General features: G+C 71.6%; 24 protein-coding genes and 1 pseudogene. 11 read left to right on the top strand and 14 right to left on the bottom strand.

Annotated features, from left to right (window positions below):
• Positions 1 to 115: 115 nt before the first annotated feature.
• Entirely contained in the window at positions 116 to 499 is a 384-nt protein-coding gene (locus tag OOK34_RS35345) for a cold-shock protein (RefSeq protein ID WP_030012939.1), read from the top strand.
• A 78-nt stretch (positions 500 to 577) separates the two neighbouring features.
• Here the strand turns inward: OOK34_RS35345 and OOK34_RS09940 are convergent, their stop codons facing one another.
• From OOK34_RS09940 to OOK34_RS09925, 4 genes are all read right to left on the bottom strand, one after another.
• On the bottom strand, positions 578 to 1,429 hold the full coding sequence (locus tag OOK34_RS09940) for a 1,4-dihydroxy-6-naphthoate synthase (protein WP_267033504.1): 852 nt from the start codon (positions 1,427 to 1,429) through the stop codon (positions 578 to 580).
• On the bottom strand, positions 1,416 to 2,141 hold the full coding sequence (locus OOK34_RS09935; RefSeq protein WP_267033503.1) for a futalosine hydrolase: 726 nt from the start codon (positions 2,139 to 2,141) through the stop codon (positions 1,416 to 1,418). Before OOK34_RS09935 ends, OOK34_RS09940 begins: the two co-directional genes overlap by 14 nt.
• 16 nt (positions 2,142 to 2,157) lie before the next feature.
• Entirely contained in the window at positions 2,158 to 2,649 is a 492-nt protein-coding gene (locus OOK34_RS09930) for a DUF2771 domain-containing protein (protein ID WP_267033502.1), read from the bottom strand.
• Positions 2,650 to 2,848: 199 nt separating this feature from the next.
• Positions 2,849 to 4,213 (bottom strand): MFS transporter, encoded by a 1,365-nt coding sequence (locus tag OOK34_RS09925; RefSeq protein WP_267033501.1) that lies wholly within the window; start codon positions 4,211 to 4,213, stop codon positions 2,849 to 2,851.
• A gap of 356 nt (positions 4,214 to 4,569) precedes the next feature.
• Between OOK34_RS09925 and OOK34_RS09920 the strand changes: the two genes are divergently transcribed.
• The 3 genes from OOK34_RS09920 (at position 4,570) to OOK34_RS09910 (ending at position 7,435) form a co-directional block, all read left to right on the top strand.
• Positions 4,570 to 5,493, top strand: a complete 924-nt coding sequence (locus tag OOK34_RS09920; RefSeq protein WP_267033500.1) for a DUF3027 domain-containing protein — start codon at positions 4,570 to 4,572, stop codon at positions 5,491 to 5,493.
• A gap of 64 nt (positions 5,494 to 5,557) precedes the next feature.
• Positions 5,558 to 5,767, top strand: a complete 210-nt coding sequence (locus OOK34_RS09915; RefSeq protein WP_267033499.1) for a hypothetical protein — start codon at positions 5,558 to 5,560, stop codon at positions 5,765 to 5,767.
• Between the two features lie 135 nt (positions 5,768 to 5,902).
• Positions 5,903 to 7,435: a flotillin family protein gene (locus tag OOK34_RS09910; RefSeq protein WP_267033498.1), complete on the top strand. Its 1,533-nt coding sequence runs from the start codon at positions 5,903 to 5,905 to the stop codon at positions 7,433 to 7,435.
• A gap of 69 nt (positions 7,436 to 7,504) precedes the next feature.
• On the opposite strand, the gene OOK34_RS09905 is transcribed toward OOK34_RS09910, so the two are convergent.
• Positions 7,505 to 8,527, bottom strand: coding sequence for a WD40 repeat domain-containing protein (locus OOK34_RS09905; RefSeq protein ID WP_267033497.1), 1,023 nt, complete (start codon positions 8,525 to 8,527; stop codon positions 7,505 to 7,507).
• Between the two features lie 162 nt (positions 8,528 to 8,689).
• Between OOK34_RS09905 and OOK34_RS09900 the strand changes: the two genes are divergently transcribed.
• From OOK34_RS09900 to OOK34_RS09885, 4 genes are all read left to right on the top strand, one after another.
• A complete protein-coding gene (locus OOK34_RS09900; protein WP_267033496.1) occupies positions 8,690 to 9,880 on the top strand; it encodes an NAD(P)/FAD-dependent oxidoreductase in 1,191 nt (396 codons plus the stop codon).
• Positions 9,881 to 9,953: 73 nt separating this feature from the next.
• Complete coding sequence (locus OOK34_RS09895) at positions 9,954 to 10,661, top strand: GDSL-type esterase/lipase family protein (protein WP_267033495.1); 708 nt, start codon at positions 9,954 to 9,956, stop codon at positions 10,659 to 10,661.
• Positions 10,662 to 10,720: 59 nt separating this feature from the next.
• A complete protein-coding gene (locus OOK34_RS09890) occupies positions 10,721 to 11,710 on the top strand; it encodes an aldo/keto reductase (RefSeq protein ID WP_267033494.1) in 990 nt (329 codons plus the stop codon).
• Between the two features lie 259 nt (positions 11,711 to 11,969).
• Positions 11,970 to 12,983 (top strand): MmcQ/YjbR family DNA-binding protein, encoded by a 1,014-nt coding sequence (locus OOK34_RS09885; protein WP_267033493.1) that lies wholly within the window; start codon positions 11,970 to 11,972, stop codon positions 12,981 to 12,983.
• Here OOK34_RS09885 and OOK34_RS09880 read toward each other — a convergent pair.
• From OOK34_RS09880 to OOK34_RS09860, 5 genes are all read right to left on the bottom strand, one after another.
• A complete protein-coding gene (locus OOK34_RS09880) occupies positions 12,925 to 13,476 on the bottom strand; it encodes a YbaK/EbsC family protein (RefSeq protein ID WP_267033492.1) in 552 nt (183 codons plus the stop codon). The two genes, OOK34_RS09885 and OOK34_RS09880, sit on opposite strands and share 59 nt — an antisense overlap.
• A 35-nt stretch (positions 13,477 to 13,511) precedes the next feature.
• Entirely contained in the window at positions 13,512 to 14,342 is an 831-nt protein-coding gene (gene ddaH, locus OOK34_RS09875; protein WP_267036683.1) for a dimethylargininase, read from the bottom strand.
• 239 nt (positions 14,343 to 14,581) lie between these two features.
• The gene (gene thpR, locus OOK34_RS09870; protein ID WP_267033491.1) at positions 14,582 to 15,139 is read right to left on the bottom strand and encodes an RNA 2',3'-cyclic phosphodiesterase; all 558 of its coding nucleotides are present in this window, start codon (positions 15,137 to 15,139) and stop codon (positions 14,582 to 14,584) included.
• 264 nt (positions 15,140 to 15,403) lie between these two features.
• Positions 15,404 to 16,768, bottom strand: a complete 1,365-nt coding sequence (locus tag OOK34_RS09865; RefSeq protein ID WP_323183410.1) for an MFS transporter — start codon at positions 16,766 to 16,768, stop codon at positions 15,404 to 15,406.
• A gap of 25 nt (positions 16,769 to 16,793) precedes the next feature.
• On the bottom strand, positions 16,794 to 17,231 hold the full coding sequence (locus tag OOK34_RS09860; protein ID WP_267033490.1) for a MarR family winged helix-turn-helix transcriptional regulator: 438 nt from the start codon (positions 17,229 to 17,231) through the stop codon (positions 16,794 to 16,796).
• Positions 17,232 to 17,382: 151 nt separating this feature from the next.
• Between OOK34_RS09860 and OOK34_RS09855 the strand changes: the two genes are divergently transcribed.
• Positions 17,383 to 17,565, top strand: a complete 183-nt coding sequence (locus OOK34_RS09855) for a hypothetical protein (RefSeq protein ID WP_007265601.1) — start codon at positions 17,383 to 17,385, stop codon at positions 17,563 to 17,565.
• On the opposite strand, the gene OOK34_RS09850 is transcribed toward OOK34_RS09855, so the two are convergent.
• Positions 17,558 to 18,985, bottom strand: a complete 1,428-nt coding sequence (locus tag OOK34_RS09850; protein ID WP_267033489.1) for an NCS2 family permease — start codon at positions 18,983 to 18,985, stop codon at positions 17,558 to 17,560. The genes OOK34_RS09855 and OOK34_RS09850 overlap by 8 nt on opposite strands.
• 139 nt (positions 18,986 to 19,124) lie before the next feature.
• Here OOK34_RS09850 and OOK34_RS09845 point away from each other — a divergent pair, with 139 nt between their 5' ends.
• Positions 19,125 to 19,430 (top strand): DUF2530 domain-containing protein, encoded by a 306-nt coding sequence (locus tag OOK34_RS09845; RefSeq protein WP_267033488.1) that lies wholly within the window; start codon positions 19,125 to 19,127, stop codon positions 19,428 to 19,430.
• Positions 19,431 to 19,574: 144 nt separating this feature from the next.
• Entirely contained in the window at positions 19,575 to 22,031 is a 2,457-nt protein-coding gene (locus OOK34_RS09840) for a cation-translocating P-type ATPase (RefSeq protein ID WP_267033487.1), read from the top strand.
• A 15-nt stretch (positions 22,032 to 22,046) separates the two neighbouring features.
• Here OOK34_RS09840 and OOK34_RS09835 read toward each other — a convergent pair.
• The 3 genes and pseudogenes from OOK34_RS09835 to OOK34_RS09825 form a co-directional block, all read right to left on the bottom strand.
• Positions 22,047 to 22,856, bottom strand: a pseudogene (locus OOK34_RS09835) (IS5 family transposase).
• A 43-nt stretch (positions 22,857 to 22,899) separates the two neighbouring features.
• Positions 22,900 to 25,539: a hypothetical protein gene (locus tag OOK34_RS09830; RefSeq protein WP_267033486.1), complete on the bottom strand. Its 2,640-nt coding sequence runs from the start codon at positions 25,537 to 25,539 to the stop codon at positions 22,900 to 22,902.
• On the bottom strand, positions 25,536 to 25,949 hold the full coding sequence (locus tag OOK34_RS09825; protein ID WP_267033485.1) for a hypothetical protein: 414 nt from the start codon (positions 25,947 to 25,949) through the stop codon (positions 25,536 to 25,538). Before OOK34_RS09825 ends, OOK34_RS09830 begins: the two co-directional genes overlap by 4 nt.
• Positions 25,950 to 25,998: the final 49 nt, after the last annotated feature.

The following is a 25,998-nucleotide window of genomic DNA, read 5'->3' as shown; positions in this document are numbered from 1 at the left end:
CCGGTTTCTGGACCATTAGCCTGGAGGAGGCGGGTCGGAGGACCCGCTGTACTGCTATCCGGCGCCGTTTACCCCGGCCCACCGGACCCGACGAGCACAAGGACAGAGGACGGACGTGCCTACCGGCAAGGTCAAGTGGTTCAACAGCGAGAAGGGCTTCGGCTTTCTCTCCCGTGACGACGGCGGCGACGTCTTCGTGCACTCGTCGGTGCTCCCGGCCGGGGTCGACGCGCTCAAGCCCGGCCAGCGGGTCGAATTCGGCGTCGTCGCGGGACAGCGCGGTGACCAGGCACTTTCGGTGACGGTGCTGGATCCGGCGCCCTCCGTCGCGGCCGCGCAGCGCCGCAAGCCCGACGAGCTCGCCTCGATCGTGCAGGACCTGACGACCCTGCTGGAGAACATCACCCCGATGCTGGAGCGCGGTCGCTACCCCGACAAGGTGCACGGCACGAAGATCGCCGGCCTGCTGCGCGCGGTGGCCGACCAGCTGGACGTCTGAGACATCAGAGGTATCTGAGACGCGGTGCCCCGCCGCTCCTTCGAGCGGCGGGGCACCGGCGCGTCACGTCGCCTCACGTCACGGGAAGCGCAGTGCGTCCGCCGGGATGGCCGGAACGAGCCCCTCTGCGGCGGCCCTGGTCAGCAGCCCGCGGACGGCCGCGTACCCCTCGTCGCCGAGGTCGGCGGTGAACTCGTTGACGTACAGCCCGATGTGCTGGTCGGCGACCGCCGGATCCAGTTCCTGCGCGTGGGCGCGCACGTACGGCCGTGAGGCCTCCGGGTCCTCCCACGCCATCCGCACCGACGTACGGGCCGACTCCGCCAGCGCGCGCAGCGTGTCCGCGCCCAGCGAGCGCTTGGCGATGATCGCGCCGAGCGGGATCGGCAGGCCGGTGGTGGCCTCCCAGTGCTCGCCCATGTCGGCCAGACAGTGCAGCCCGTAGCTCTGATAGGTGAACCGGGCCTCGTGGATGACCAGCCCGGCGTCCACCCGCCCGTCGCGCACCGCCGGCATGATCTCGTGGAACGGCAGCACGACCACCTTGCCGACACCGTCCGGCAGTACGTCCGCCGCCCACAGCCGGAACAGCAGGTACGCGGTGGAGCGTTCGCTCGGCACCGCGACCGTGCCGGTGCTCAGGTCCACGCCCGGCTCCCGCGTCAACACCAGCGGACCGCAGCCGCGCCCCAAGGCACCGCCGCACGGCAGCAGCGCGTACTCCTCCAGTACCCAGGGCAGTACGGCGTACGACACCTTCAGCACGTCCAGCTCGCCGCGCTCGGCCATGCCGTTGGTGATGTCGATGTCGGCGAAGGTCACGTCGAGGGCGGGCGCCCCGGGGACGCGTCCGTGCGCCCAGGCGTCGAAGACGAAGGTGTCGTTCGGGCAGGGCGAGTAGGCGATGCCCAGCGGTTCACCGGTGCTCATGTCGTTCTCCCCAGTTGACGAGTACGGGTCCCAGGGCGCGGAATCCGGCGGTGAGGGCGCCCAGCGCCTCCCCGATCCGCCAGGCGGCCCGGTCACGCGGTCCGACGGCGTTGGACACGGCGCGGATCTCCAGTACCGGCAGCCCGTGCCCGGCGGCGGCCTCCGCCACCCCGAAGCCCTCCATCGCCTCGGCCCCGGCGAGCGGATGCCGGGCGGCGAGCTCGGCGGCGCGGGCGGCGCTGCCGGTGACGGTGGACACGGTCAGGACGGGCGCGAGCAGCGCCCCGGTGGCCTCGGCGGCGCGGGCGGCCAGTTCGGCGGGCGGCAGGTGCACGCTGCGGCCGAAGCCGAGCTCCTGCACCGGCAGGAAACCCTCCGGGGTCTCGGCCCCCAGGTCGGCGGCGACGAGCGCGTCGGCGACCACGAGCGAGCCGAGCGGGGCGGCGGGCGCGAACCCGCCGCCGATGCCGGCGGAGATGACGAGGGAGTAGTCGGCCAGCGCGAGCGCGGTGGCCGTGGCGGCCGCGGCGGCGGCCGGGCCGACACCGCCGACGAGTACGTCGGCGGCGAGGCCGGGCAGGTCCCGGCGGGTGATGAGGTACCCCCCGGGCAGCGTGCGGGGCTCGGGCGTGACCGGGTCCGGATGAGGGGTGAGGCCGGCGGCCACGGAGTCGGCCTCCGCGGCCACCGCGGTCACGATCAGCGCGCGCATGCTGCGCCGCCGCCGCTTAGTTCTTGAGCTTGAGCTTGAACGACCAGACGGCGAGCGGCTTGCCGTCCTCGCCGACCTGGACGAAGCCCAGCATCTTCGACTGGGGCGCCTCGCCCTGGCCGCCGGTCGCGAAGACGTCGGCGCCCTGGAAGCTGCGGTAGGTGTTCGCGGAGGGCTCGGTGATGGGCTGCCCGTCGAGGACCGCCTGCCACTTCTTGCCGTCCTCGACGATCTCCGGCTCGACGCCGAGGCGCAGCGTGTCGCCGCGGCCGTACTCGATGGTCTTGGCGTCCTTGAGGTCCGTCAGGCACTCCTGGACCCTGTCCATGGTGAGGTCCGAGCCGTCGCCGCGGCAGTCGGACTCGGCGGACACCGACGAGCTGCCGACGGTCACCGTCGCGAGCGGCGTCGGCTTGTCGCAGGCGGACAGGAGGAGGAGGCCGGCGGACACGGCTCCGAGGGCCGCGACGCTGCGGCGGGCCCTACCCGGGAAAAGCGGTGCGGTCATGAGCCGAAGGCTATCGGGCCGGTGGGCTGCGCCGCCGCACGGGGGTGCCGGTGTTGCGGGGGTGGGGGCGCCGCTGCCCTGGCCGGGCGGGGTGGGGGTGCCGCTGCGCGGAGCTGCCCCGCCCCGCCCTTTCACCGTTTCCTGGGGCTCCGCCCCAGACCCCGCGCCTCAAACGCCGGCGGGGCTGGATTTGGCTGAGCTACGCCACTCGGGGTCTGGGCGAGGTGGGGTGGTGGGGGCGGGGGGTGGTCAGGAGGCCGCGGAGGGCCATGGTGGTGCCCAGGGCGACCACGGCCGCGGCTACGGACATGCCCAGGACACCGTTCAGGGGAAGGGCGATGCCGATGCCGCCGCCCAGCACCCACGCCACCTGGAGCAGCGTTTCCGAGCGGGCGAAGGCCGAGGTGCGCACGGCCTCCGGTACGTCCCGCTGGATCATCGCGTCCAGGGACAGCTTCGCCAGGGCCTGGCAGAAGCCCGCCGTCGCCCCCAGGAACGCCATGAACAGGCCGCTGAAGAGCACCGCCGCCAGGATCGCGACACCGAGGGTCAGCGAGAGGACGGACGCGATGATCGCCTCCGGCGCCCGCGCCCGCAGCCACGCGCCCACCGCCGTCCCGCACGCGTTGCCCACGCCCGCCGAGACACCGACGATGCCCAGCGACACCGCCGCGCTCTGCCCGGCGAGCGGGTGCTCGCGCAGCAGGAACGCCAGGAAGAAGATCAGGAAGCCGGACAGCCCGCGCATCGAGGCGTTCGCCAGCAGCCCGCACAGCACCGGACGGCTGACCGTCCGCAGCCCCGGGCGCTGCGAGTGCGCCTCGTGGGTGGACAGCCGCGCCCGGCGTTCCCCCTTCGCCTCGTCCACCTTGTGCGGCAGCTGGAACGCCGCGAAGGTGCCCCACACGAAGATCGCGCAGGCCCCGTACAGCGGCCACGGCGGGCCGATCGCGTGGAGCCCGGCCGCCACCGGCGCCGCCGCCCCCGTGGCGAGGAGGCCCGCCAGGGTCACCCTGGAGTTCGCCTTGACGAGTGAGAACTTCGGCGGCAGGAGCCGCGGGACCACGGCGCTGCGTACGACGCCGTACGCCTTCGAGGCGACCAGTACGCCCAGCGCCGCCGGATACAGCTCCAGCCCGCCCGTGGCGACCGCGCCGGACATCATCACCGCCAGCAGGGCCCGCGTCAGCATGGCGCCCGCCATCGCCGCCCTCCGGCCGTGCGGCAGCCGGTCCAGCAGGGGGCCGATCACCGGGGCCAGCAGGGTGAAGGGGGCCATGGTGATCGCCAGGTACAGGGCCACCCGGCCGCGTGCCTCGTCCGTGGGTACCGAGAAGAACACCGTCGAGGCCAGCGCCACCGTGATCATCACATCGCCGGCACCGTTGATCGCGTGCAGTTCGATCAGCCGGCCCAGCCCCGATTCACCGGCCCCGTGGGCGTGCGTGGCCCGCCGGATCCCGCGCGCCGTACCGGTGATCGGGAGGTGCAGGGCGCGCCCGACAGCCCGGCCGGCCCGCCTGGCCGGTCCCGAGCCGTCTGCGGACGACCGTACGGGTGCCACGTGGCCATAGTGCCCCACGTGGCCGTCCCGGACCCGTCCCGGCGCGTCCCCGGTGCGTTTCGGGTGGCTCCCGTGCGCGGGCGTTGTCCGCGAATCGGACCTCGCATGTGGGCCGAAGGCGTCGGAGGAGGTAGCGTGCGTAGCGCGCCACCGGCGGTTGCTCTTGGCCGCGCGCCTCTTCGTGATACCGCAGAATGGATCACAGTGGGGTGCGCCCGAGGCCGATCGGGGCGCGGACGTCGACGCGGCCCTCTGGTCCGCTCCGCCCGCGCTACGTACGGACGAGACCGACGGGTCGTTGTGAACGACAGTACGGACGGCGCACTCGTGAGACGGCGTAGGAGAGAACGAGACCTGTGAGTGCTGCGACGACGCGAAGCCGTACCCCGCGTACCCCCGCCCCCGACCGCCTCTGCGCCGAGGCGGTGGAGCTCGCCCGCGCGGCGGCCGAGGAGGCCGCCTACCCCGGCGTGGTGGGCGAGCACGTATCCGTCGTAGCGGAGGGCGACCGGGTCGTCACGCACTTCTTCGAGTCCAAGGAACCGGGCTACCGGGGATGGCGCTGGGCCGTCACCGTGACCCGTGCCTCCCGCGCGAAGAACGTCACCCTCGACGAAACGGTGCTGCTTCCCGGCGACGACGCACTGCTGGCCCCCGAATGGGTGCCGTGGAGCGAGCGGCTCCGGCCGGGTGACATGGGCCCCGGCGACCTGCTGCCGACGGACGCCGACGACCTGCGGCTGGAGCCGGGCTGGTCCGGGGAGGACGTACCGCCGCCGAACTCGGTGGTCTCCACCGAGATGGCCGAACTGGTCGAGGCGGAGGACGCCGACGTCACCGACCGGGTGGTCGTCCCGGAGCGGGGCTCCATCACCTCCGTGGCGGAAGAGCTCGGCATGCGCCGCGCCCGCGTCCTGTCGCGGTACGGGCTGCACGGCGCGGCCGACCGCTGGGACGAGTCCTTCGGAGCGAAGACCGCGATGGCGCAGGCGGCGCCGGCCTCCTGCGTCTCCTGCGGGTTCCTCGTCGCGATCGGCGGCTCCCTGGGGCAGGCCTTCGGCATCTGCGCGAACGAGTTCAGCCCCGCGGACGGCCGGCTGGTGTCCCTGTCGTACGGCTGCGGCGGCCACTCGGAGGCCGCGGTCATGCCGACGCCGCCGAGGCCCGCGCCGCCGGTCCTGGACTCGATGGCGACGGACGAGTTCCCGCTGCGCCCGGTGCCCGACACCGGCTCCGTCCCCCCGGCGGACCTCCCGTCCGCCGACCTGGGGCACTCGTAGGGTCCGGGGCGGGTTTCCCCCGGGCGGTGTCCGGGGGAGAACGGCGGTGGGGGGGGAGGCCGGTATGGAGATGGTCGGGCTGACCGGGCGGGTGACGGGGACCGTAGGGCCGGGTCTGGTCGGCGAGGTCATCGTCCGCGTCCGCGGCGGGGCCGAGCACTTCCTGGCCCATCCGGCGCCGGGCGAGGGCCGGCTGGCCGTCGGGACGGTGGTGACGGTCGTCGAGTACCTGCCGCCGCGCACGGTGTACGTGATGGCCGCCTACGACAACTGACCCCGCACGCGACCTGTGCGTATCTGCGTATCAAGATGGCGACAAGAACGATCCCGGCACTTCTCCCGGGGCCCGCACAGGCGCACACTCGCCCTCGTCGGTGTCGAACGGCACCGCGATAAGGGGGCGTTGCCGATGGCTATCGGCGTAGTGGCGGGAATCGTTCTCGCCGCAATCACTGCCTTGATCGGCCTGTTCAAGCTCATGTGGCGGGTGGCCGAACCCAACGAGGCACTCGTCATCTCCGGTTCCACGCACAAGACCGAGGGCATCGGCGAGGGCATGGGCTTCCGGATCGTCACCGGGCGCGGAACGCTGGTCCTGCCGGGGGTGCAGGCCGTGCGCAAGCTGTCGCTCGACCTCAACGAGACCCAGCTGGTCGTGGACTGCGTCACGCACCAGGGCATCCCGTTGCGCGTCAAGGGCGTGGTCATCTTCAAGATCGGCGACGACATGGTGTCCATCGCCAATGCCGCGCGCCGCTTCCTGGACCAGCAGAAGATGATGCCCGAGCGGGTGCACATCGTCTTCGCCGGCCATCTGCGGTCCATCGTCGGCGGTCTGACGGTCGAGGACATGATCCGGGACCGGGAGAAGCTGACCGGCCAGACCCGGGCGGCCTGCGGGACCGAGATGGAGAAGCTCGGGCTGATCGTCGACTCGCTCCAGATCCACGAGATCGAGGACCCGACCGGCTACATCAAGAACCTGGCGATGCCGCACGCGGCCGCGGTGCAGCGCGACGCGCGCATCGCGCAGGCCGAGGCGAACCGGCTGGCCACCGAGGCCGAGCAGACCGCCTTCGCCCGGATGGCGGAGGCCACCCGCGACAGCGAGATCCTCCAGGCCGGCTACCAGGCCGAACGGGACAAGGCCGCGGCCACCGCCCGTCAGGCGGGACCGCTGTCGGAGGCCGCCGCCAAGCAGGAGGTCGTCGTCCAGGAGACCCGCGTCGCGGAGCTGGAGGCGCACCGGCGGGAGCAGCAGCTCCAGGCCGACGTACGAAAGCCCGCGGACGCGGCGGCGTACCAGACGAGGACCCTCGCCGAGGCGGAGCGCGACGCCCGGATCTCGGCGGCGCAGGCCAAGGCGAAGGAGACCGAGCTGGCGGCGGCCGCCGAGGCGACCCGGGTGAAGACGGCCGCGGCCGCCGAGGCCCAGGCCACCGAGGCGCGCGGGCTCGCGGCGGCGACCGCCACCCGGGCGAGCGGTGAGGCGGAGGCGGCGGCCACCCAGGCCAAGGGCCTCGCGGCGGCCGAGTCGGCGCGGGCGGGCGGCCTCGCGGCGGCGGAGGCGGCGAAGGCGAAGGGCCTGGCGGAGGCCGAGGCCATCAAGGCGCGGGCCGCGGCCCTGGCGGAGAACCAGGAGGCGGTGGTCGCCCAGCAGCTCGCCGAGAACTGGCCGGCGATCGTCCAGGCGGGCGCGGGCGCCTTCGGCAACGTCGAGCACATGGTGCTGCTCAACGGCGCCGAGGGGATGTCGGAGATGTTCGCGAAGGCCCTGACGATGGGCGGCACCGGGCTCGGTGTGGCCCGCCAGCTGCTGGCCTCGATGGCCGCGCAGCCGGGGCAGGAGCCGGGGACGGGGCAGGAGCGGTCCGCTGCCGGCACCCCCGTGAACGGCACGGGCCCGCACCCGACGCCGATCCCGATCGACGACGGGGCCTGACCGGCGCCCTCGCACGGGGCCGGGCGGCGCACGCGGGTGCGCCGCCCGGGCCCGGCCGAGGGGTGCGGCTCAGGCCTTCGGGCGGCGTCGGAAGAGCCGCTTGCCGGCCAGCACCAGGGCCGTTCCCGCCGCGAGCACCAGCGCCCCCTTGGCGAAGCCGCCGCCGTCCTTCCCCGTCGGCACGCCCTGCGCGCCCGGGCCGGCGCCCGCGGGCGGCTGCTGCGGGGAGCCGGGCCCGGTCGGGGCGGGCGACCCCGCCGGCGCCACCGGCACGGCCACCACCCTGCTGCTCGCGCCCTCCGCCCCGAACATCAGCGTGCCGCCGTCCGGCGTGTACGTCACCGACTCCGCCTGCCCCTGCCAGGGTGCGTCGATCCGCTCGCCCGCCCCCTCCGGGCGGCCGTCATTCCACGGGTAGGTGCGGGCCGAGAAGTACCCGCGCAGGGTGAGGCGGGCGCCGTCCGGCGAGAACGCCCCGTCCGTCACCCACGGCACGTCCGCGACCTTCCGGAAGACGTTGCGCCCGTCCGCCGACAGCCGCTCGGGTCCCTCGTACAGGCCGCCGCCCTGCTCGTTCTTGCTCGCGATGTACACCCGGCCCGTCACCGGATGCACCATCAGCGCCTCGGCGTTGCGCGGCCCGTCCGCGTAAGTCGCCGTGAACTGCTCGGCCTTGACGGTCCGGTCGCCCAGCTCCTTCGGCTCCGGGAAGCGGTAGACCCATACGTGGTCCCAGGTGCCGCCCCGGTTGTCGCCGATGTCCCCGACGTACAGCTGCCCGTCCGGGCCGAGCGAGATCGCCTCCACGTCGCGCGGGGTCCCGATCCCGGTCAGCGTCACCCGCGCGACCGTCTTCCCGGTCGCCGAGTCCACCGCGTACACGTACGGGCCGTCGTCGCTGTCGTTGTGCGTCCAGTACACGCCCGGATGGACCCGGCTGGCCGCCAGCCCGCTCGACTCCTTGATCCGCGGATCGCCGATGGTGAACCCGGGTGCGGGCGCGGCGGGGCTCTCGGCCGCCACGGCGGCCCCCGGCAGCAGGGCGAGCACGAGAGCGGCGGGTACGGCGGTCGACCGGGGCAGCAGGCGCATCCCACAAGCATCTCTGATCAGCCGGGTGATCCGGCGTCAGGCATGAGGGCGCTGCCGGTCACCGCCGAGGGAGTGAGCCGGGTCACATGCTGTCACAAGCGCCGGTCACGCGGTGTCTTAAGGCCGAACCCCCTGGAGCGAGCCAACCGACAGGAGCATCACATGAAGCACCGCATCGTCGTCCTCGGCGCCGGCTACGCCGGGGCGTACGCGGCCGGGACCCTGGCCCGCCGGCTGTCCCCGGCGGACGCCGAGATCACCGTGGTCAACGCCGAGCCGGACTTCGTCCAGCGGCTGCGGCTGCACGAGCTCGCGGCGGGCCATGAGATCGAGGCCCCACAGCTCACCGACTTCTTCGAGGGCACGGGGATACGGCTGCGCCTGGCCCGCGTCACCGCCGTCGACCCCGGGCGCCGGGTCGTCGCCGTGGCCGACGCCGACGCGGACGGCGAGCTCGGCTACGACACGCTGGTCTACGCGCTCGGCAGCCACGGTGACGTTCGCAGTGTCCCCGGCGTGGCGGAGCACGCCTTCGATGTCGCCGCCCGGCCCTCGGCGCTGCGCCTGCGCGAGCGCCTGGACGGGCTGCGGGAGGGCGGGAGGGTGGTGGTCGTCGGGGACGGGCTGACCGGCATCGAGACCGCCACCGAGATCGCCGAGTCCCGGCCCGGCCTGTCGGTGGCTCTGGTCGCCCGCGGCGAGCTGGGGGCCCAGCTGTCCGCCGGAGCCCGTAGCCACCTGCGCCAGGCCTGCGACCGGCTGGGCGTCACCGTTCTGGAGCACACCGGCGTCGAGGCCGTCGAAGCGGCCCGGGTGCTGTGCGCCGACGGCACCGCGCTGGCGTCCGACGCGACGGTGTGGACGGCCGGGTTCGCGGTCAGCCCCATCGCCGCCGCCGGCGGGCTGGAGGTCGCCGACAACGGCCGGATCGTCGTCGACGGCACCATGCGCTCGCTCTCGCACCCGGACGTCTACGCCGTCGGCGACAGCGCCTACGCCATCGGCGACAACGGCCGGCCGCTGCCGATGTCCTGCGCTTCGGCCGGCTACACCGGCCGGCAGGCCGTGGACGCGGTCGTGGGACGCCTGACCGGCCGCGAGATCCCGAACACCAAGCTGGAGTACGTGGGCAATCACATCAGCCTCGGGCGGCGGGACGGGATCCTGCAGATGGTCGACCACGAAGCGCGGGCGAAGCCGAAGTACCTGGGCGGCCGGAAGGCCGCGCGGATCAAGGCGGGCATCCTCTGGATGTCGCTGTGGGCCACCGAGCACCCGACCTTCGGCCTGCCCAAGCGCAAGCACCGCCTGGCCGCCGCGCAGGATGCGTTCGCGGAGAAGGCGGTCGCGTAGCGGCCCGGCCCACCAGGGGCGGCGTGTCCGGCATCACAGGGGTTCCTGTCGCGTGATCCGCGATGATGACCGGATGCGTTTCATGTTCGTCGGCGACTCCATGACCATCGGACGCGCCGGCGACTACACCTGGCGCTACCGGATGTGGCAGCACCTCAGCGCCACCCTCGGCGGCTCCTTCGAGATCGTCGGCCCGCGCAGCGCGCTGTACGACACCGGGGACGACACCGCCACCAGCCAGGCCTACGCCGCCCCTGACTTCCCCGCACACGCCCGCCGCCACCTGGCCGGCTGGGGCGAGGGCTGGCAGCACATGGCCCCCCTCATCGGGCCCGCCGCCGGCGCCGCCCGGGCGGACGTCCTGCTCGTCTCCCTCGGCCTGATCGACCTCGGCTTCTACACCAAGGCCGACGAGACCGCCGCCAACGTCCGCCGCTTCGTCGCCGCCGTGCGCGAGGCCCGCCCCGCCGTCCGGATGGTCTTCCTGCCGGTCATACCCAACGTCCGGGCCGAGGAGGACGAGCCCTTCGCGAGTGAGGTCGCCCGCTTCAACGAGCTGCTCGCGAAGGCCGTGGCCGACCTGACGACCGACGCCTCACCCATCCTGCTGGCCGCGCGCCCGGAGGCGTACGAGATCCACCACGACACCTACGACGGCACGCACCCCAACGCCTCCGGCGAGCACCGCCTGGCGGGCGAGTTCGCGGCCGTCCTGCACCAGGCCTGGGGCATCGGCGGCCCCTACCGGCCCGCGCCGCACACCCCGTCAAACACCCCGTAACACGCCCCGCACGACGCACTCTTGCCTCGAGCGCACTCCAAGCAGTTGGCTAGTGCCCCATGAAGTACACGCAGCTCGGACGCACCGGTCTCAAGGTCAGCCGCCTCGTGCTCGGCACCATGAACTTCGGCCCCCAGACGGGCGAGCCGGAGAGCCACGCACTCATGGACTCCGCCCTCGACGCGGGCATCAACGTCATCGACACCGCCAACGTGTACGGCTGGGGCGAGAACAAGGGCCGCACCGAGGAGATCATCGGCACCTGGTTCGCGCAGGGCGGCCGCCGCCGCGAGAAGACCGTCCTCGCCACCAAGGTCTACGGCTCCATGGCCCCCGAGGGCGAGCCCTGGCCCAACTACGACCGCCTCTCCGCCGTGAACATCCGCCGGGCCGTCGACGAGAGCCTGCGGCGGCTGAAGACCGACCACATCGACGTCTACCAGTTCCACCACGTCGACCGGCAGACCCCCTTCGAGGAGATCTGGCAGGCCGTCGAGGTCCTGATCCAGCAGGGCAAGATCCTCTACGCGGGCTCCTCCAACTTCCCCGGCTGGAAGATCGCCCAGGCCAACGAGGCCGCGGCGCGCACCGGCCGGCTCGGGCTGGTCAGCGAGCAGTGCCTGTACAACCTCGCCGAACGGCGGGCCGAGATGGAGGTCATCCCGGCCGCCGGGGCGTACGGGCTCGGCGTCATCCCGTGGTCCCCGCTGCACGGCGGCATGCTGGGCGGCGCGCTCCGCAAGGCCGCGGCGTCCGGCCGCAGCTGGACCGGCCTGTCGGGGAACGCGCTGGCCGACAGCTCGGTACGGGCGCAGGTGCAGGCGTACGAGGACCTGCTGGACAAGCACGGCCTGGAGCCCGGCGAGGTGGCCCTGGCCTGGCTGCTGACCCGCCCCGGTGTCACCGGCCCGATCGTCGGCCCGCGCACCCAGGAGCAGCTCGCCTCGGCCCTGCGGGCGGTGGAGCTGGAACTCTCCGCCGAGCTGCTGGCCGCCCTGGACGAGATCTTCCCGGGCCCGGGCCCCGCGCCGGAAGCCTTCGCCTGGTAGTCGGGGCCGCCCGGTCCGCCCCCGCCCCGCCGGTGCGTCGAGCGCCGGCGGGTGGGGCGCCGGCGGGTGGGGCTACTGGCCTACGGCGGCGGGTGGGGCTACTGGCCCACCGCGGCCGCCACCGCCACGACGACGAACATCAGCACGAGCACACCGGCCATGACACGGTTTCTGGTCTTCGGGTCCACCCATCGAGACTAACGCGGAGACTAACGCGCCCGCACCCGCCCCCTCCGCCAGGGGCTGCGAGACTTCCGTCATGGTCACCGTCGACGACGTACGGAGTCTCGCGCTCGCGCTGCCGCGCACCGAGGAGCACCTCATCCGCGACCGGGTGAAGTTCCGGATCGGCCGGATCGTCTACCTCGCCCTCTCCCGGGACGAGACCGAGCTCGGCTTCGCCTTCCCCAAGGAGGAACGGGCCGCGCTGGTCGCCTCCGAGCCGGAGAAGTTCTCACTGCCCGGCGCCGGGGACATGCGCTACCACTGGGTGCACGCCCGCATGGCCGCCCTCGACGCGGGGGAACTCGAGGAACTGGTCACCGACGCCTGGCGGATGTGCGTCCCGGCGAAGGTGGCCCGCGCCCACCTCGGGGACCCGGACGGCGGGCTGCCGCCCGCGCCCGGGCTGGACCGGCTGCGGGCCGCCGCCGAGGTGTTCGCCGCGTTCCCCGGCGTGGACCGCAGCTGGCTGGCCCTCGTCGCGGACACCGCCCCCGGCCTCGACCTCTCCGGCGCCGGGCACCGCACCGCCCTGCACCGCTGGCTCAACGCCTGGGGCTGCCGCATCCGCTACCCGCGCGAGGGCGAGCCGGACCCGCTGGGCACCGGCCTCGGCGCCTGGTGGGACCGGCACACCCTGCCCGGCACCCCGCTCGCGGCCCTCACCGACCGGGACATCGCCCGGCTCGCCGCCGCGTACGGGGACCTGGCCGCCCTGCCGCTCGGCCGCCGCACCCTCGGCCCGACGGCCGCCGCGAAGGCCCTCTTCGCACTGCGGCCGCGCACCGTCATGCCCTGGGACGCGGCCATCGCCGCCCGGCTGCACGGCGGCCGCGACGCGCAGGCCTTCGACCGGCACCTGCGCACCGGCCGGGCCTGGGCCCGGGCCGCACTGGCGGAGAGCGGCCTCGACGAGGACGCGCTCACCGCCGAGCTGGGCCGGCCCGGGCTGCCGCTGGCCAAGGTGCTCGACGAGTACCTCTACGTCACCCTCAGCCACTCGTCCGGGACGCCGACACCAGCTCCGGCGCAGGCTCCGGCTCCGCGCTGATCCGGGCCGCCCTCGGCCGTACCACCGCCAGGTAGCTGGCGGTGCTCAGCGCCACCGACTCGTCCAGCCGGCCCGCGTTGAACCAGATCTCCTCGTGTTCCAGCAGGGCCGGGTCCACGACCACCTCCACGGAGGGGTCGAAGCTCACCGGCATGATCGAACCGCTGACGCAGCCCGTCAGCTCCTCGGCGACCTCCCGGACGGCGAAGGAGGCGTTCGTGCCGCCGTACTCGGCCCGCACCGCCTCCAGGTCGACGCGGCGGTGGCCCGGGACCACGGCGATCACGTAGCGGCGCTGTTTGCGCCCCAGCGCGACTCTGATGACCAGGCACTTGGCGGCCTGTTCGAGGCTGTGGCCGCGTATCAGGCTGGCGAGTTCGGTACGCCCCTCCGGGGCGTGGCGCAGCAGCCGGTAGTCGGCTCCTCCGTCCGCCAGGAGGCAGAGCAGGCGGGCGTGGGCGTGGCTGTCCGCGATCGCGGTCGCAGAGGTCACAACGGTTCCTTTCCGGAAACTACGTCGGTGGTGACTCAGCGGTCGCGCAGCTCCAGGGTGCAGCACTTCACGCTGCCGCCCGCCTTCAGGAGCTCGGAGAGAGCGACCCCGATCGGCTCGAAGCCGCGCGCGCTGAGCTGGGCCCGCAGGCCGGTGGCCGCCTCCGGCAGCAGCACGTGGCGGCCGTCGGAGAAGGCGTTCAGCCCGAAGACCGCGGCGTCCTCGGCGGTGGCGAGGATCGCGTGGGGGAACAACGTGCGGAGCACGGCCCGGCTGCCCTCGGAGAAGGCGGCCGGGTAGTACATGACCTCGTCGTCGGAGAGCACGGCCAGGGCCGTGTCCAGGTGGTAGTACTCCGGGTCGACGAGGGTCAGGCTCGTCACCGGCAGGCCGAAGAACTCCTGGGCCTCGGCGTGCGAGCGCGGATCGGTACGGAAGCCGGTGCCGGCGAGCAGCCGGCGGCCGACGGTGAGGATGTCGCCCTCGCCCTCGTTGATGTACTCGGGCCACAGCACCTCGCGGTAGCCCCGGCGCCGGAACCAGTCCAGGTACGCCGGGCCCTCGGCGGTGCGCTGCGCGTGGCGGAACCGCGCGCCGTAGACCTTGCCGTCGACGACTGTGGCGCCGTTGGCGGCGAACACCATGTCGGGCAGGCCCTCGACGGGCTCGATCTCCTCTACGAGGTGGCCGAGTTCGCGGTACAGGTCGCGCAGCCGCTCCCACTGGCGGACGGCGAGGGCGGTGTCGGTGCTCTTCTCCGGGTGCATCCACGGGTTGATCGAGTACGTGACGTCGTAGTGCCGCGGACGGCACATCAGCAGCCGGCGCCGGGTGGCGACGCGCGCGGGGGCCGTGGGGGTGGTCATCGGCTCGGTGAGCGGCACGGGGGCTCCTTCAAGGGTGGCTGGAGGGACTCCGGGTCGGCCCGCGAGGTGGTGCGGGCCGACCGGCGGTGCGGTGCGTCAGTGGGCGGAGACGAGCGGATTGCCAGGTACTGGGCCGGAGCATGCCGGGGTCGCCTCTACTACTTCTGTTTCACCGGAATCCGGATTCCGTGCCCCGAAGTGCGGGCTACCGGGGCGTGAACCGTCCCCGAACGCTCGGCTCAGCCCGAGAGGGTCCAGGCGCCGACGGTCTCGTAGCGGGGCTGCTCGCCGGGGATTCCGCTGGTGGGGAGGTTGCTGCGGACCAGGCTGAGGGTGTCGACCTGCCAGGGCGTGCCCTCGAAGCCGGCGAGGGCGTCGAGGCAGGGCCGCAGGTCGGTGCCCCCGTGGTGGCTGCGGGCGAGGGTGAGGTGGGGGGTGTAGCGGCGGTGCTGTTCCATGGGCACCCCGGCCCGGCGGGCGGCGGCGTCGGCCCGCTCGGCGAGCAGGCGCAGGTCGTCGAGGCCCCCGGCGGCCCCGGTCCACAGGGCGCGGTCGCCGAAGTGGCCGACGCCGTGCAGGCGGAGGGGGAAGGGCGCGGTACGGGCCGCCGCGCGGGCGAGGCGGGCGTGCAGGTCGGGGAGGAGGGGGTCGGGGACCTCGCCCATGAAGGCGAGCGTGAAGTGCCAGCCCGCTGCCGCGGTCCAGCGCAGGCCGTCCGGGCGGGGCGCGGCGTCGAGCGCGGCCCGTAGCTCTGCGGTGGCGCCGGGCGGTGGCAGCACGGCGGCGAATAGCCTCACGCCCCGACGATAACGCCCCCGGCCGTGTCCCGGCCCGCCGCGCGGGGCTCCGCCCGGGGGGCCGGGCCTGTCGGCCGGGGCCGGTGGTCCGGGTGCCGCTGCGCGGTGCGGTCCCCTACCCGCCCTTCGCCCGTTCCCCGGGGCTCCGCCCCGGACCCCGCGCCTCAAACGCCGGCGAGGCTGGAAATGCCAGCCGCTCCGGCGTTTGAGGAGGGAACGGTGGAAGGGCGGGTAGGGGACCAGCCCCGCCGGGACCCCGGAGGGTCAGGCCGGGGCCAGTTCGCGGGGGCGGGGGGAGGGGACGAAGGTGATGCCGTGGCGGTTCACGCTCAGGCGGAGGTTGCCGACGCGGGAGAGGACCACCGCGACGGCGACCGCGGCCGCCAGGGAGATCAGGCCGCCGGCCGCCATGCCGAGGCGGGCTCCGTAGGTGTCCGTGATCCAGCCGACCAGCGGGGCCCCGACGGGGGTGCCGCCGGTGAAGACCATCATGAACAGGGCCATGACCCGCCCCCGCATCTCGGGGTCGGTGGCCGTCTGCACGCTGGAGTTGGCCACGACGTTGACCGTCAGGCCGAACATCCCGATGGGTACCAGCAGCGCCGCGAAGAGCCAGAAGGCGGGGGCGAACGCCGTCACCACCAGCAGCAGCGAGAAGAGGACCGCCGCCGTCACCAGCAGCCGCAGGCGGGAGTGCCCGCGCCGGGCCGCCAGCAGGGCGCCGGCCAGGGAGCCGGCCGCGATGAGGGTGTTGAACAGCCCGTACGTGCCCGCGTCCCCGTGGAAGACGTTGTCGACGAAGGCCGACAGCCAGATCGGGAAGTTGAACCCGAAGGTGCCGATGAAGCCGACCAGCACGATCGGCCAGACCAGCTCCGGCCGCCCGGCGACGTAGCGCAGGCCCTCACGGAGCTGCCCCTTCGCGCGGGGCCGCGGCTCGACCGGGTGCAGCTCGTGCACCCGCATCAGCAGCAGGCCCGCGACGGGCGCGGCGAAGGACAGCCCGTTCAGCAGGAAGGCCCAGCCGGAGCCGACGGCGGTGATGAGCACGCCGGCGATCGCCGGGCCGACCAGCCGCGCGGACTGGAAGTTCGCGGAGTTCAGGCTGACCGCGTTGGCGAGCTGCGCGGGGCCGACCATCTCGGAGACGAACGTCTGGCGGGCCGGGTTGTCGACGACGGTGACCAGCCCGATCAGGAAGGCCGCGAGGTAGACGTGCCAGACCTGGACGTGTCCGGCCAGGGTCAGGACGGCGAGTGCGACGCCGGTGAGGCCCATCGCGGTCTGTGTGGCGATCAGCAGCGGCCGCTTGGGCAGCCGGTCGGCGAGTACGCCTCCGTAGAGCCCGAACAGCAGCATCGGCAGGAACTGCAGGGCGATGGTGATGCCGACGGCGGACGCGGAGCCGGTCAGGGAGAGGACCAGCCAGTCCTGCGCGATGCGCTGCATCCAGGTGCCCGTGTTGGAGACGACCTGGCCGGTGGCGAAGAGCCGGTAGTTCCGGATCTTCAGCGAGCTGAACGTCCCCCGGCTACCGCCGGGCGGTGCCCCCAGGTTGTTCTTGCCCGCGGTGGGAGTAGTGGTGGATGTATGGCCGGGTGCGGAGTCTGCTCCGGTTCCCGTACTCAAAAGCGTTCGCCTCCTGGCGTCGTTCCTACAGGTGCGCGAGCTTCTCCAGGACGGGTGCGGCCGCGCGGAGCTTGGCCCATTCGTCCTCGGTCAGCTCGGCCGCGAGCCCGGCCAGGAAGGCGTTGCGCTTGCGGCGGCTCTCTTCGAGCATCGCCTCGGCTTCCTCCGTCTGGCGGACCACCTTCTGGCGGCGGTCCTCGGGGTGCGGCTCCAGCGTGACCAGTCCCTTGGCTTCCAGCAGCGCGACGATGCGTGTCATCGACGGGGGCTGGACGTGCTCGCGCCGGGCCAGCTCACCGGGGGTGGCCTGGCCGCAGCGGGCGAGGGTGCCGAGCACCGACATCTCGGTCGGGCTGAGCGATTCGTCGACCCGCTGGTGCTTGAGGCGGCGTCCGAGCCGCATCACGGCGGAACGGAGATCGTTCACGGCGGCGGCGTCGTCGCCACGGGAGAGGTCATGCATGTCTTTAGAGTAACTCATTACTCTGTCTAAGGAACACCGGGTTCCCCGGCCCCGCCGCTCGAACCGGGTCAGCCGGGCGCATCACTCGTACGGGTGAGTAAGCGGCGGAAAGTGACACGCGTCCACACCGTCTGCCCCGACCCTTTCGGACATGGGGACACATGTGCTGAGCATGCGCATAGACGGGGAGCTGTTGGAACGGCTCCGGCACCATGCCGCCAAACGCGGAATGAGCGTCCAGGACTATGTCGTCCGGACGCTCATTCGCGATGACTTCGACGAGCGGTTCAAGGCCGCCGTCGACGAGACGGAGAAGTTCTACGGCCTTACGTGAGGCCCAGCGCGGGCATCGCGTAGTAGAAGACGAACACCGCGGAGACGGCGTACATGGCGGCCGGGACCTCACGGCCCCGGCCCGTCGCCAGGCGCAGCACGCAGAAGCTCACGAAGCCGATGCCGATGCCGTTGGTGATCGAGTAGGTGAAGGGCATCATCACCATGGCCATGAAGGCCGGGACGGCGATGGTGAAGTCGCTCCAGTCGATGTCCTTGACGGAGCCCGCCAGGATCAGGAAGCCGACCGCGACGAGGGCGGGGGTGGCCGCCTGCGAGGGGACCATCGTGGCGAGCGGGGTCAGGAAGAGCGAGACGGCGAAGAGGCCGCCCGTCACCACGTTGGCCAGGCCCGTGCGGGCGCCCTCGCCGACGCCCGCCGTGGACTCCACGAAGCAGGTGGTGGCGGAGGAGGAGGTCGCGCCGCCCGAGGCGACGGCCAGGCCGTCGACGAGCAGGACCCGGTTGATGCCGGGGAAGGTGCCGTCCGGCTTCGTCAGCTTGGCCTCGTCGCCGACGCCGAGGATGGTGCCCATCGCGTCGAAGAAGCAGGACAGCAGCACGGTGAAGACGAACAGCAGGCCCGTGAGCAGGCCGACCTTGTCGAAGCCGCCGAAGAGGCTGACCTCGCCGACGAGCCCGAAGTCGGGCGCGGCGACCGGGTTGCCCGGCCACTGCGGCACGGTCAGGCCCCAGGCCAGGTCGGGGAGGTCGACGATCAGCTGCACGGCGACCGCGATCACGGTCATGACCACGATGGAGATCAGGATCGCGCCGGGCGTCTTGCGGATCAGCAGCGCGAGGGTGAGCAGGACGCCCACCACGAAGATCAGGACCGGCCAGCCGTGCAGGTGGCCGTTGCCGCCGAGCTGGAGCGGGACGGTGGTGTGCGCGGCGTCCGGGATGCGGGTGACGAAGCCGGCGTCGACCAGGCCGATCAGCATGATGAACAGGCCGATGCCGATCGCGATGCCCTTGCGCAGCCCCGCCGGGACGGCGTTCATGACCCGCTCGCGCAGGCCGGTGGCGACCAGCAGCATCACCACGAAGCCGGCCAGGACGACCATGCCCATGGCGTCGGGCCAGCTCATGCGCGGGGCGAGCTGGAGGGCGACGACGGTGTTGACGCCGAGGCCGGCGGCCAGGGCGATCGGGACGTTGCCGATGACGCCCATGAGGAGGGTGGAGAAGGCGGCCGTCAGGACGGTGGCGGTGACGAGCTGGCCGCCGTCGAGCTGGTGCCCGTACATGTCCTTCGCGCTGCCCAGGATGATCGGGTTCAGCACGATGATGTAGGCCATCGCGAAGAAGGTGGCGAAGCCGCCCCGGACCTCGCGGGCGACGGTCGAGCCGCGCTCCGAGATCTTGAAGTAGCGGTCCAGGCCGGTGGTGGGGGCCGCGGCGGGTGCCGAGGTGCTCATGCGGTCCTCAAACGGGTCTATTGGGCGGTTCATACGAACGAATCCGGTCGCAGGCAAACCGTTTCAGTATGAACACATGAACGAAGGGCAGTCCATCTCCGCGCGTAGACCCCAAAACGCGCCACCTAGACTTGGCTCCATGGCGAAGTGGACTGCGAAGCACGAGGCGCCCGAGCCCCTGGAGGGGCCGGTTGTCGCCACCATCACAGGCGGCACGATCCTCTGGTTCGCCCTGTTCCTCGTCCAGCTGCCGTTCTACGGGTGGTTCGCGGACCGGGACCTGCTGTGGTGGCTGTGGACCTGCGCCGCCGGCGGCGGGCTCGGCCTGATCGGCATCTGGTACGTCCGAGGCCGCGACGCGGCGCTCAAGCGCCACGCGGCGGAGCGGGCCGCACAGGACGCCCGGGGCGCCCAGGGCGAGGAGCAGGCCGGCGGCGAGGCGTAAGCCGGCGCGCCGCGCCGAGGGGGCGACCAGCCGAGGGGGCGACCAGCCGAGGGGGCGACCAGGGGACGATTCCGCTCATCCTGAAGTCGGATCTTCGCACCGCTCGGCGGGTGAAGCGTTCGAACGCCCTTTACCGTCGAAAGCATGACGCAGCGGGCGAGGATCGACCAGGACGGGCCGGAACGGGCCGGCGGCGCCGCCATCGACGCGGGCGCCGAGCTCGATCCCGTGCACCCCGTGAAACCCCCCGCCCCCCGGTTCAAGCCGGGCGGCCTCAGCACCGCCCAGGTGGCCGAGCGCGTGGCGCGCGGCGACGTCAACGACGTCCCCGTCCGCTCCTCCCGGTCCACCGCGGAGATCGTCCGCGGGAACGTCTTCACCCGGTTCAACGCCATCATCGGCGTGCTCTGGCTCGTCATGCTCTTCGTCGCGCCCATCCAGGACAGCCTCTTCGGCTTCGTGATCATCGCGAACACCGGGATCGGCATCATCCAGGAACTGCGCGCCAAGAAGACCCTCGACGGCCTCGCCGTCATCGGCGAGGCCAAACCGAGCGTGCGCCGCGACGGCACCACCGCCGAGATCTCCACCTCCGAGATCGTGCTCGACGACGTCATCGAACTCGGCCCCGGCGACAAGGTCGTCGTCGACGGGATCGTCGGCGAGGCCGACGGACTGGAGATCGACGAGTCCCTGCTCACCGGCGAGGCCGACCCCGTCCTGAAGAAGGCCGGCGACCAGGTCATGTCCGGCTCCTTCGTGGTCGCCGGCGGCGGTGCCTTCACCGCCACCAAGGTCGGCCGCGAGGCCTACGCCGCCCAGCTGGCCGAAGAGGCCTCGCGCTTCACGCTCGTCCACTCCGAGCTGCGCTCCGGCATCTCCACCATCCTCAAGTACGTCACCTGGATGATGGTCCCGACCTCGATCGGCCTGATCATCAGCCAGCTCGTGGTCAAGGACTCGGGCCTGAAGGACTCCATCGCCCGCACCGTCGGCGGCATCGTCCCGATGATCCCCGAAGGGCTCGTCCTCCTCACCTCCGTCGCCTTCGCCATCGGCGTCATCCGGCTCGGCCGCAAGCAGTGCCTCGTCCAGGAGCTGCCCGCCATCGAGGGCCTCGCCCGCGTCGACGTCGTCTGCCTCGACAAGACCGGCACCCTCACCGAAGGCGGCATGGACGTCACCGAGCTCCGCCCCCTCGGCGGCACGGAACCCGCGTACGTCAAGAAGGTGCTCGGGGCGCTGGGCGAGTCCGACCCGCGCCCCAACGCCAGCCTCCAGGCCATCATCGACGCCTACCCCGACAGCGCCGAGTGGCGCTGCACCGAGTCCCTGCCCTTCTCCTCCGCCCGCAAGTACAGCGGCGCCAGCTTCAGCGAGGGCGACGGCGAGAACAACACCTGGCTGCTCGGCGCCCCCGACGTGCTCCTGCCGGCCGGGGACCCGGCGCTCGAGGAGATCAACGGCCTCAACGAACAGGGACTGCGGGTCCTCCTGCTGGCCCGCGCCGCCCGCGAGCTCGACGACCCCGCCGTCGCCGACGGGGTCAAGCCCACCGCCCTCGTCGTCCTCGAACAGCGGCTGCGCCCCGACGCCGCCGACACCCTGCGCTACTTCGAGGACCAGGACGTCAAGGCGAAGGTCATCTCCGGGGACAACGCCGTCTCCGTCAGCGCGGTGGCCGGCAAACTCGGGCTGCCGGGCGCGCACAACACCGTCGACGCCCGCCGGCTGCCGGCCGAGCAGGCCGCGATGGCGGAGGTCCTCGACGGCAACTCGGTCTTCGGCCGCGTCACCCCGCAGCAGAAGCGGGACATGGTCGGCGCCCTCCAGTCCAACGGCCACACGGTCGCCATGACCGGCGACGGCGTCAACGACGTCCTCGCCCTCAAGGACGCCGACATCGGCGTGAGCATGGGCTCGGGCTCCGAGGCCACCCGCGCCGTCGCGCAGATCGTCCTCCTCAACAACAGCTTCGCCACCCTCCCCTCGGTGGTCGCCGAGGGCCGCAGGGTCATCGGCAACATCACCCGGGTCGCGACCCTCTTCCTCACCAAGACGGTCTACTCGGTGCTGCTCGCCATCCTGGTGGTGTGCTCCCAGGTCGAGTACCCCTTCCTGCCGCGCCACCTCACCCTGCTGTCCACCCTCACCATCGGCATCCCGGCCTTCTTCCTGGCGCTCGCCCCGAACAGGGAACGCGCGAAGCCGCACTTCGTGAAACGGGTCATGCGCTACGCCATCCCCGGCGGCGCGATCGCGGCGACCGCCACCTTCGTGACGTACCTGGTCGCCCGCGCCCACTACACCGGCCCGGACTCCCTCAAGGCCGAGACCAGCGCGGCGACGCTGGCCCTGTTCCTGACCTCGATGTGGGTCCTGGCGATCATCGCCCGCCCCTACACGTGGTGGCGGGTCGGCCTGGTCGGCGCGATGGCCGGGGCCTTCCTCGTCGTCCTCGTCGTGCCCTGGCTCCAGGAGTTCTTCCAGCTCAAGCTGGAGGGCGTGACCATGCCGTGGATCGCGGTCGCCATCGCGGCGGCCGCCGCCACCCTGATCGAGTTCACCTTCCGGTGGGTGGACCGGAAGTTCCCGGCGTAGGGGGCGTCTTGTCAATCATGCTGTGAGCCAGATGAGTGTGCTGGCGGGTGTGATCGCGGCGAGGTATCGGTCGGGTTTTTGTCGTAGTGGGTGGCGATGCCGCGCTACTGCTTGAGTCGGTGGAAACACCGTTCGACGACGTTGCGGCGTCGGTAAATGGCTTTGTCGAAGCCGCACTGGTGCTGGTGTCGGGCGCGGTCGGCGAGTTGGTCGATCTGTTCGGGGATCGTGGCATTGATTCCGCGTCTGCGCAGGTAGGTGCGGAACGTGTGGGCCGAGTAGTCCTTGTCGACGACCACCCCCGGACCGGCAGCACCCGGGGCCGTCCCGTTCCGGGGCCGGTGACCTTGATCCGGTCGATGACGGCTTCGGCTTGGGTTCAGCCGTTGCGGTTGCCGCCGGTGACAAGGACCGCCAGGGCCGGCCACGTTTGCCACAGCCGAGATAGATCTTGCTGGTCAGTCCGCCGCGGGAGCGCCCAGGCCCCGTTCTTCAAGCCCCCTTTGACTGCGGCTGCTGGTGGGCCCGCACAATCGTGGAATCGAGCGTGCCCAGCCAGGCCACCGCAGCCCTGCCCTGGGCTGCGGCCAGCATGCGGCTGAAGGTGCCTTCGGCGGCCCAGCGGGCGAACCGGCCGTGGACGGTCTGCCAGGGCCTGAACCGTTCTGGCAGGTCCCTCCAGGGTGCCCGGGTGCGGCACTTGAAGACGAGGCCTTCCAGTACCGGGCGGTGATCCCGCCACCTGCCACGAGCCCGGCCCGTCGGCGGCAGCGACGGCGCGATCACCATCCAGAAGGCATCGGATATCTCAGACGCATCCCTCACAGCCACCTCAACGATCGGATGATCGGAAAGGCGCACCCTAGGGTCAGGCCTGGCCCTTGCGGGTCATGCTGAGTGCCTTGCGGTACATCTCGGGTACCCGATATCGCTCGGTTTTGTCGCGGGGGCCGGACACCGCCTCGAGGAGCCCGACGTCGCGGGCGAGCCGGACGAGGTCGGGTGATGCGTCTGCGAGCTGCTCGGCAGGGAAGGGGGTGGAACCGATCTCGCGCAGCCTGGTCAGCAGAGGATCAAGTTCAGGGAACTCGTCACGCTGAAGGGCGTCCAAGGCCGATGAGCTGACCTCGTCCAAGGACTCCACGAGGGCCCGAGGCCTGATGATGGACCGGGAGTACTTGTTGCCCGCTTCGAACGCCCGCTCCAAGTTCACGGCGACGGTCATCATCTGGGCCAGTGCCCGGGGAGCGTGATCGCCATTGGCGTCGGCGAGCCGGGACCACACCCAATTGTCGGTGTACGCAGTGCGGCCACCAGAGACGCGCTCGCTTGCCAAGATGACCCAGGCGTTGCGGACAAACTCCTCCGGCCAGTATTCGATGGGAGTGTCCTCCAGTCGAAAACCGGGTTTGTTCAGCCTCGCGGTCACCAGTTGCTTGAACGCGGTCGACCGCCATGCCTGCTTGATCGCGATTCGCAGATAGTCCGTCTTATTGGACCAGCTCAGGCGAGCCGAGCGGGCGCTGAGATGGGACTTGTTGGGCACGCCGACCTCGCGCCAGATGTCCTCGCGCAACAAGACCTTGAACTTGAGCCGACGCAACTGCGGTCCAACCGCACCCACTGTGGTGAGCAGACCGGCCACGCCCTCGTTACGGCGCTTGCGCTCACTGTCGGTGTTTCCGAATCCGGTGTCCAGCGCGTCGAACAGCAGCACGTGGTTATCGGTCATGCTGCGATCGATCTCTTGCAGCCACTCGCCGACCAGCAGGGGTGCCTGAGGAGGCGAGAGCAGCGCCCGCACGTCCCTAAGAAGGTCTGTCTTGAGATATCCGCTGCCCCCCGATGCCGTACCGATGGGTTCGTCAGCCCAATGGGGCTGTGGAGCCTCGGGAAGGTGCTGGTGGATGGCCAGGCCGACAATCGCCGGCCATGCCTGCCGCCACTCCAGTCCTCTGGCCCGCAGTTCCGACTCCAGTGCCGCGTATACGTCCGCGTCCGGCGTCCAGCTCTTGTGAGTGTCCAGCCCCGGGGGGCTGGTGACCACGACCGCCTGCGGGTTCTCTGCGAGTTTGCGGAACACGGCTGTCTTGCCAGTGCCCTTGCGCCCGATGACGACGACGGTGTCCAAGTCGAGTGCGCGGTCCACGTCCGCAGTGCTCAGGAAGGTGTTGTGGAGTTCGTCCCACTCCTGGTTCTCAGCTGTCTCACCAGCGAAGTGGAGGGACGCGAGCACGTCTGCCTTGCTCGGCTCCGCAAGCGAGTCTTCCCGGTCACCGAGGGCATCACGGGGCTCTACGAGTCCGGTGATCCAGTTCGCTACGACCGTGAAGTCATCCGCGCCCTGGACCCGCATCACGGAGTCGGAAGCGGCCAGTGTCTCCTGGTAGCCGATGACCTGGACGATTTCCTCCAGTGCCTCGAAAGCGGGACTGCCGGAGGCATGCCGTGCCACGGACAGCCACTCCCTGATCCAGTCCTGCGCACGCTCTGCGTAGAGCTCGCGGACCTCGGGTGTAGCCGGTACCGGGGAGACGACGAAGCGAACCTCCGGGGTGTACGGGCTTCCTTCCGTGGACCGGCGGGATTTCGCCGCGAGCAGGGCCCGGGTGAGTGCGCGTGTGCCCGCCTGGGCCTGTGGGTGAGGGTAGAAGGCGATGATATTGATGTCGGAAACGTCGAACAGAAGCGGCGCGGCGAGCGGGCTGATACCGGTTCGTGAATCGATCAGCACCACATCAGGCCGCTCGGGGAGCTTTGAAACCGCCTCGACCAACAGCCGCAGAGGGTTGATCTCATCGTCCTCGTACCAGGCCGTGGGGTCGAGGTGCGCGAGCAACCGGGCGTACTCGGCGTCTGGCCGGCCTGCGGGAAGAAGGAACAGCCCCATGTCCTCGGTGACGCGCAGCACATGTGCATCGAGGGACCGGATCTCACCGGTCACCTCGGCGGTGGCCAGCAGGGATACGACGCCCATTCCTTCGGTAACGCTTTCCTCGACGTCGAACAGCGAAGCAAGGCCGGGAGCTTCCAAGTCCATATCGATGCAGAGCACGGTCAGACCCTGCTCCGCAATGCCGCGCGCGGCGTGCGCCAATGCAGTGGACCGGCCAACACCACCGCGTAGCGAGTAGAAGGTCGAGACCACTGGAGACGGGAGCGTCCCGTAGTCGTCTGAGGGGAAGCGCACTGTGATCTCGTCCGCCTTACCGCTGGCCAAAGCCTCCGGCCATAGCGGAAGCTCGGCCTGTACGGGTGCGGCGGCGAGTTCTTCCAGCTCGACGAAATCTGCCTCCTCGGGTGTGAGCAGTTCGTATCGGACGATGTCCGCGTCCGGCACCAGGGCCTGAACGTGCTCTCGCCGCCCGCGGGGCGTCATCCCTGTAAATTCCGTCGAAATTGCGGTGACCCGGACGCCGGAGTAGGGGTCTGCGATCACCCACACCCGGACCCCGAGGGATTCCCGAAGGGATCCCTCGATGCGGGAAATTTCGTCGGGCTCTGTCACGGCGTTTTCCTCCTCTGCGCCCTCGTGCGACGGCGCAGCTGCTTGATGCACCAGCTCGCGAAGCGATTGGCCGCTTTGATCTCGTCCTCGATGCGTACATCCTCAGGCAGCATCGCCTGGTAGCGCAGGCTGACATCTCGGTCCGACAGAAAGTTCCGGACTTCGGGCGGAAGCACATTCGGGCTATACCCCGCCTGCGCCAAGATGGCCAGCACGTCGTGCCCGTCACGGCCGCGCGGCACTGGACGTCCTTGTGCCACGCACAGTGCTTTGGCGAAGCACTCAGCGGTGAACCCCAGGTAGTACAGGCATGCGACCTGTCGGTCGGCGAGATGCAGGTGTACCGCGTCGGACCGGCGCTCCAACGCCACGTCCTCCCAGTCCTGAGGCGTGCGCGGATCCTCGTACAAGCGGTCCCCCCCGTGCCGTCTCGTTCCAGGCAACTCTAGATCGAGATCT

Source organism: Streptomyces sp. NBC_00091, from assembly GCF_026343185.1.
In the GTDB taxonomy this organism is placed as follows: Bacteria; Actinomycetota; Actinomycetes; order Streptomycetales; family Streptomycetaceae; genus Streptomyces.
Note: the sequence above shows the minus strand (reverse complement) of the source record. Positions and strands in the feature narration are given on the sequence as shown.

Excerpts from the sequence above, each read along its gene's own strand:
- OOK34_RS09940 (WP_267033504.1), bottom strand. The coding sequence starts at position 1,429 with ATGAGCACCGGTGAACCGCTGGGCATCGCCTACTCGCCCTGCCCGAAC.
- OOK34_RS09935 (WP_267033503.1), bottom strand. The coding sequence starts at position 2,141 with ATGCGCGCGCTGATCGTGACCGCGGTGGCCGCGGAGGCCGACTCCGTG.
- OOK34_RS09930 (WP_267033502.1), bottom strand. The coding sequence starts at position 2,649 with ATGACCGCACCGCTTTTCCCGGGTAGGGCCCGCCGCAGCGTCGCGGCC.
- OOK34_RS09915 (WP_267033499.1), top strand. The coding sequence starts at position 5,558 with ATGGAGATGGTCGGGCTGACCGGGCGGGTGACGGGGACCGTAGGGCCG.
- OOK34_RS09910 (WP_267033498.1), top strand. The coding sequence starts at position 5,903 with ATGGCTATCGGCGTAGTGGCGGGAATCGTTCTCGCCGCAATCACTGCC.
- OOK34_RS09905 (WP_267033497.1), bottom strand. The coding sequence starts at position 8,527 with ATGCGCCTGCTGCCCCGGTCGACCGCCGTACCCGCCGCTCTCGTGCTC.
- OOK34_RS09900 (WP_267033496.1), top strand. The coding sequence starts at position 8,690 with ATGAAGCACCGCATCGTCGTCCTCGGCGCCGGCTACGCCGGGGCGTAC.
- OOK34_RS09895 (WP_267033495.1), top strand. The coding sequence starts at position 9,954 with ATGCGTTTCATGTTCGTCGGCGACTCCATGACCATCGGACGCGCCGGC.
- OOK34_RS09890 (WP_267033494.1), top strand. The coding sequence starts at position 10,721 with ATGAAGTACACGCAGCTCGGACGCACCGGTCTCAAGGTCAGCCGCCTC.
- OOK34_RS09885 (WP_267033493.1), top strand. The coding sequence starts at position 11,970 with ATGGTCACCGTCGACGACGTACGGAGTCTCGCGCTCGCGCTGCCGCGC.
- ddaH (WP_267036683.1), bottom strand. The coding sequence starts at position 14,342 with ATGACCACCCCCACGGCCCCCGCGCGCGTCGCCACCCGGCGCCGGCTG.
- OOK34_RS09860 (WP_267033490.1), bottom strand. The coding sequence starts at position 17,231 with ATGCATGACCTCTCCCGTGGCGACGACGCCGCCGCCGTGAACGATCTC.
- OOK34_RS09855 (WP_007265601.1), top strand. The coding sequence starts at position 17,383 with ATGGGGACACATGTGCTGAGCATGCGCATAGACGGGGAGCTGTTGGAA.
- OOK34_RS09850 (WP_267033489.1), bottom strand. The coding sequence starts at position 18,985 with ATGAGCACCTCGGCACCCGCCGCGGCCCCCACCACCGGCCTGGACCGC.
- OOK34_RS09845 (WP_267033488.1), top strand. The coding sequence starts at position 19,125 with ATGGCGAAGTGGACTGCGAAGCACGAGGCGCCCGAGCCCCTGGAGGGG.
- OOK34_RS09840 (WP_267033487.1), top strand. The coding sequence starts at position 19,575 with ATGACGCAGCGGGCGAGGATCGACCAGGACGGGCCGGAACGGGCCGGC.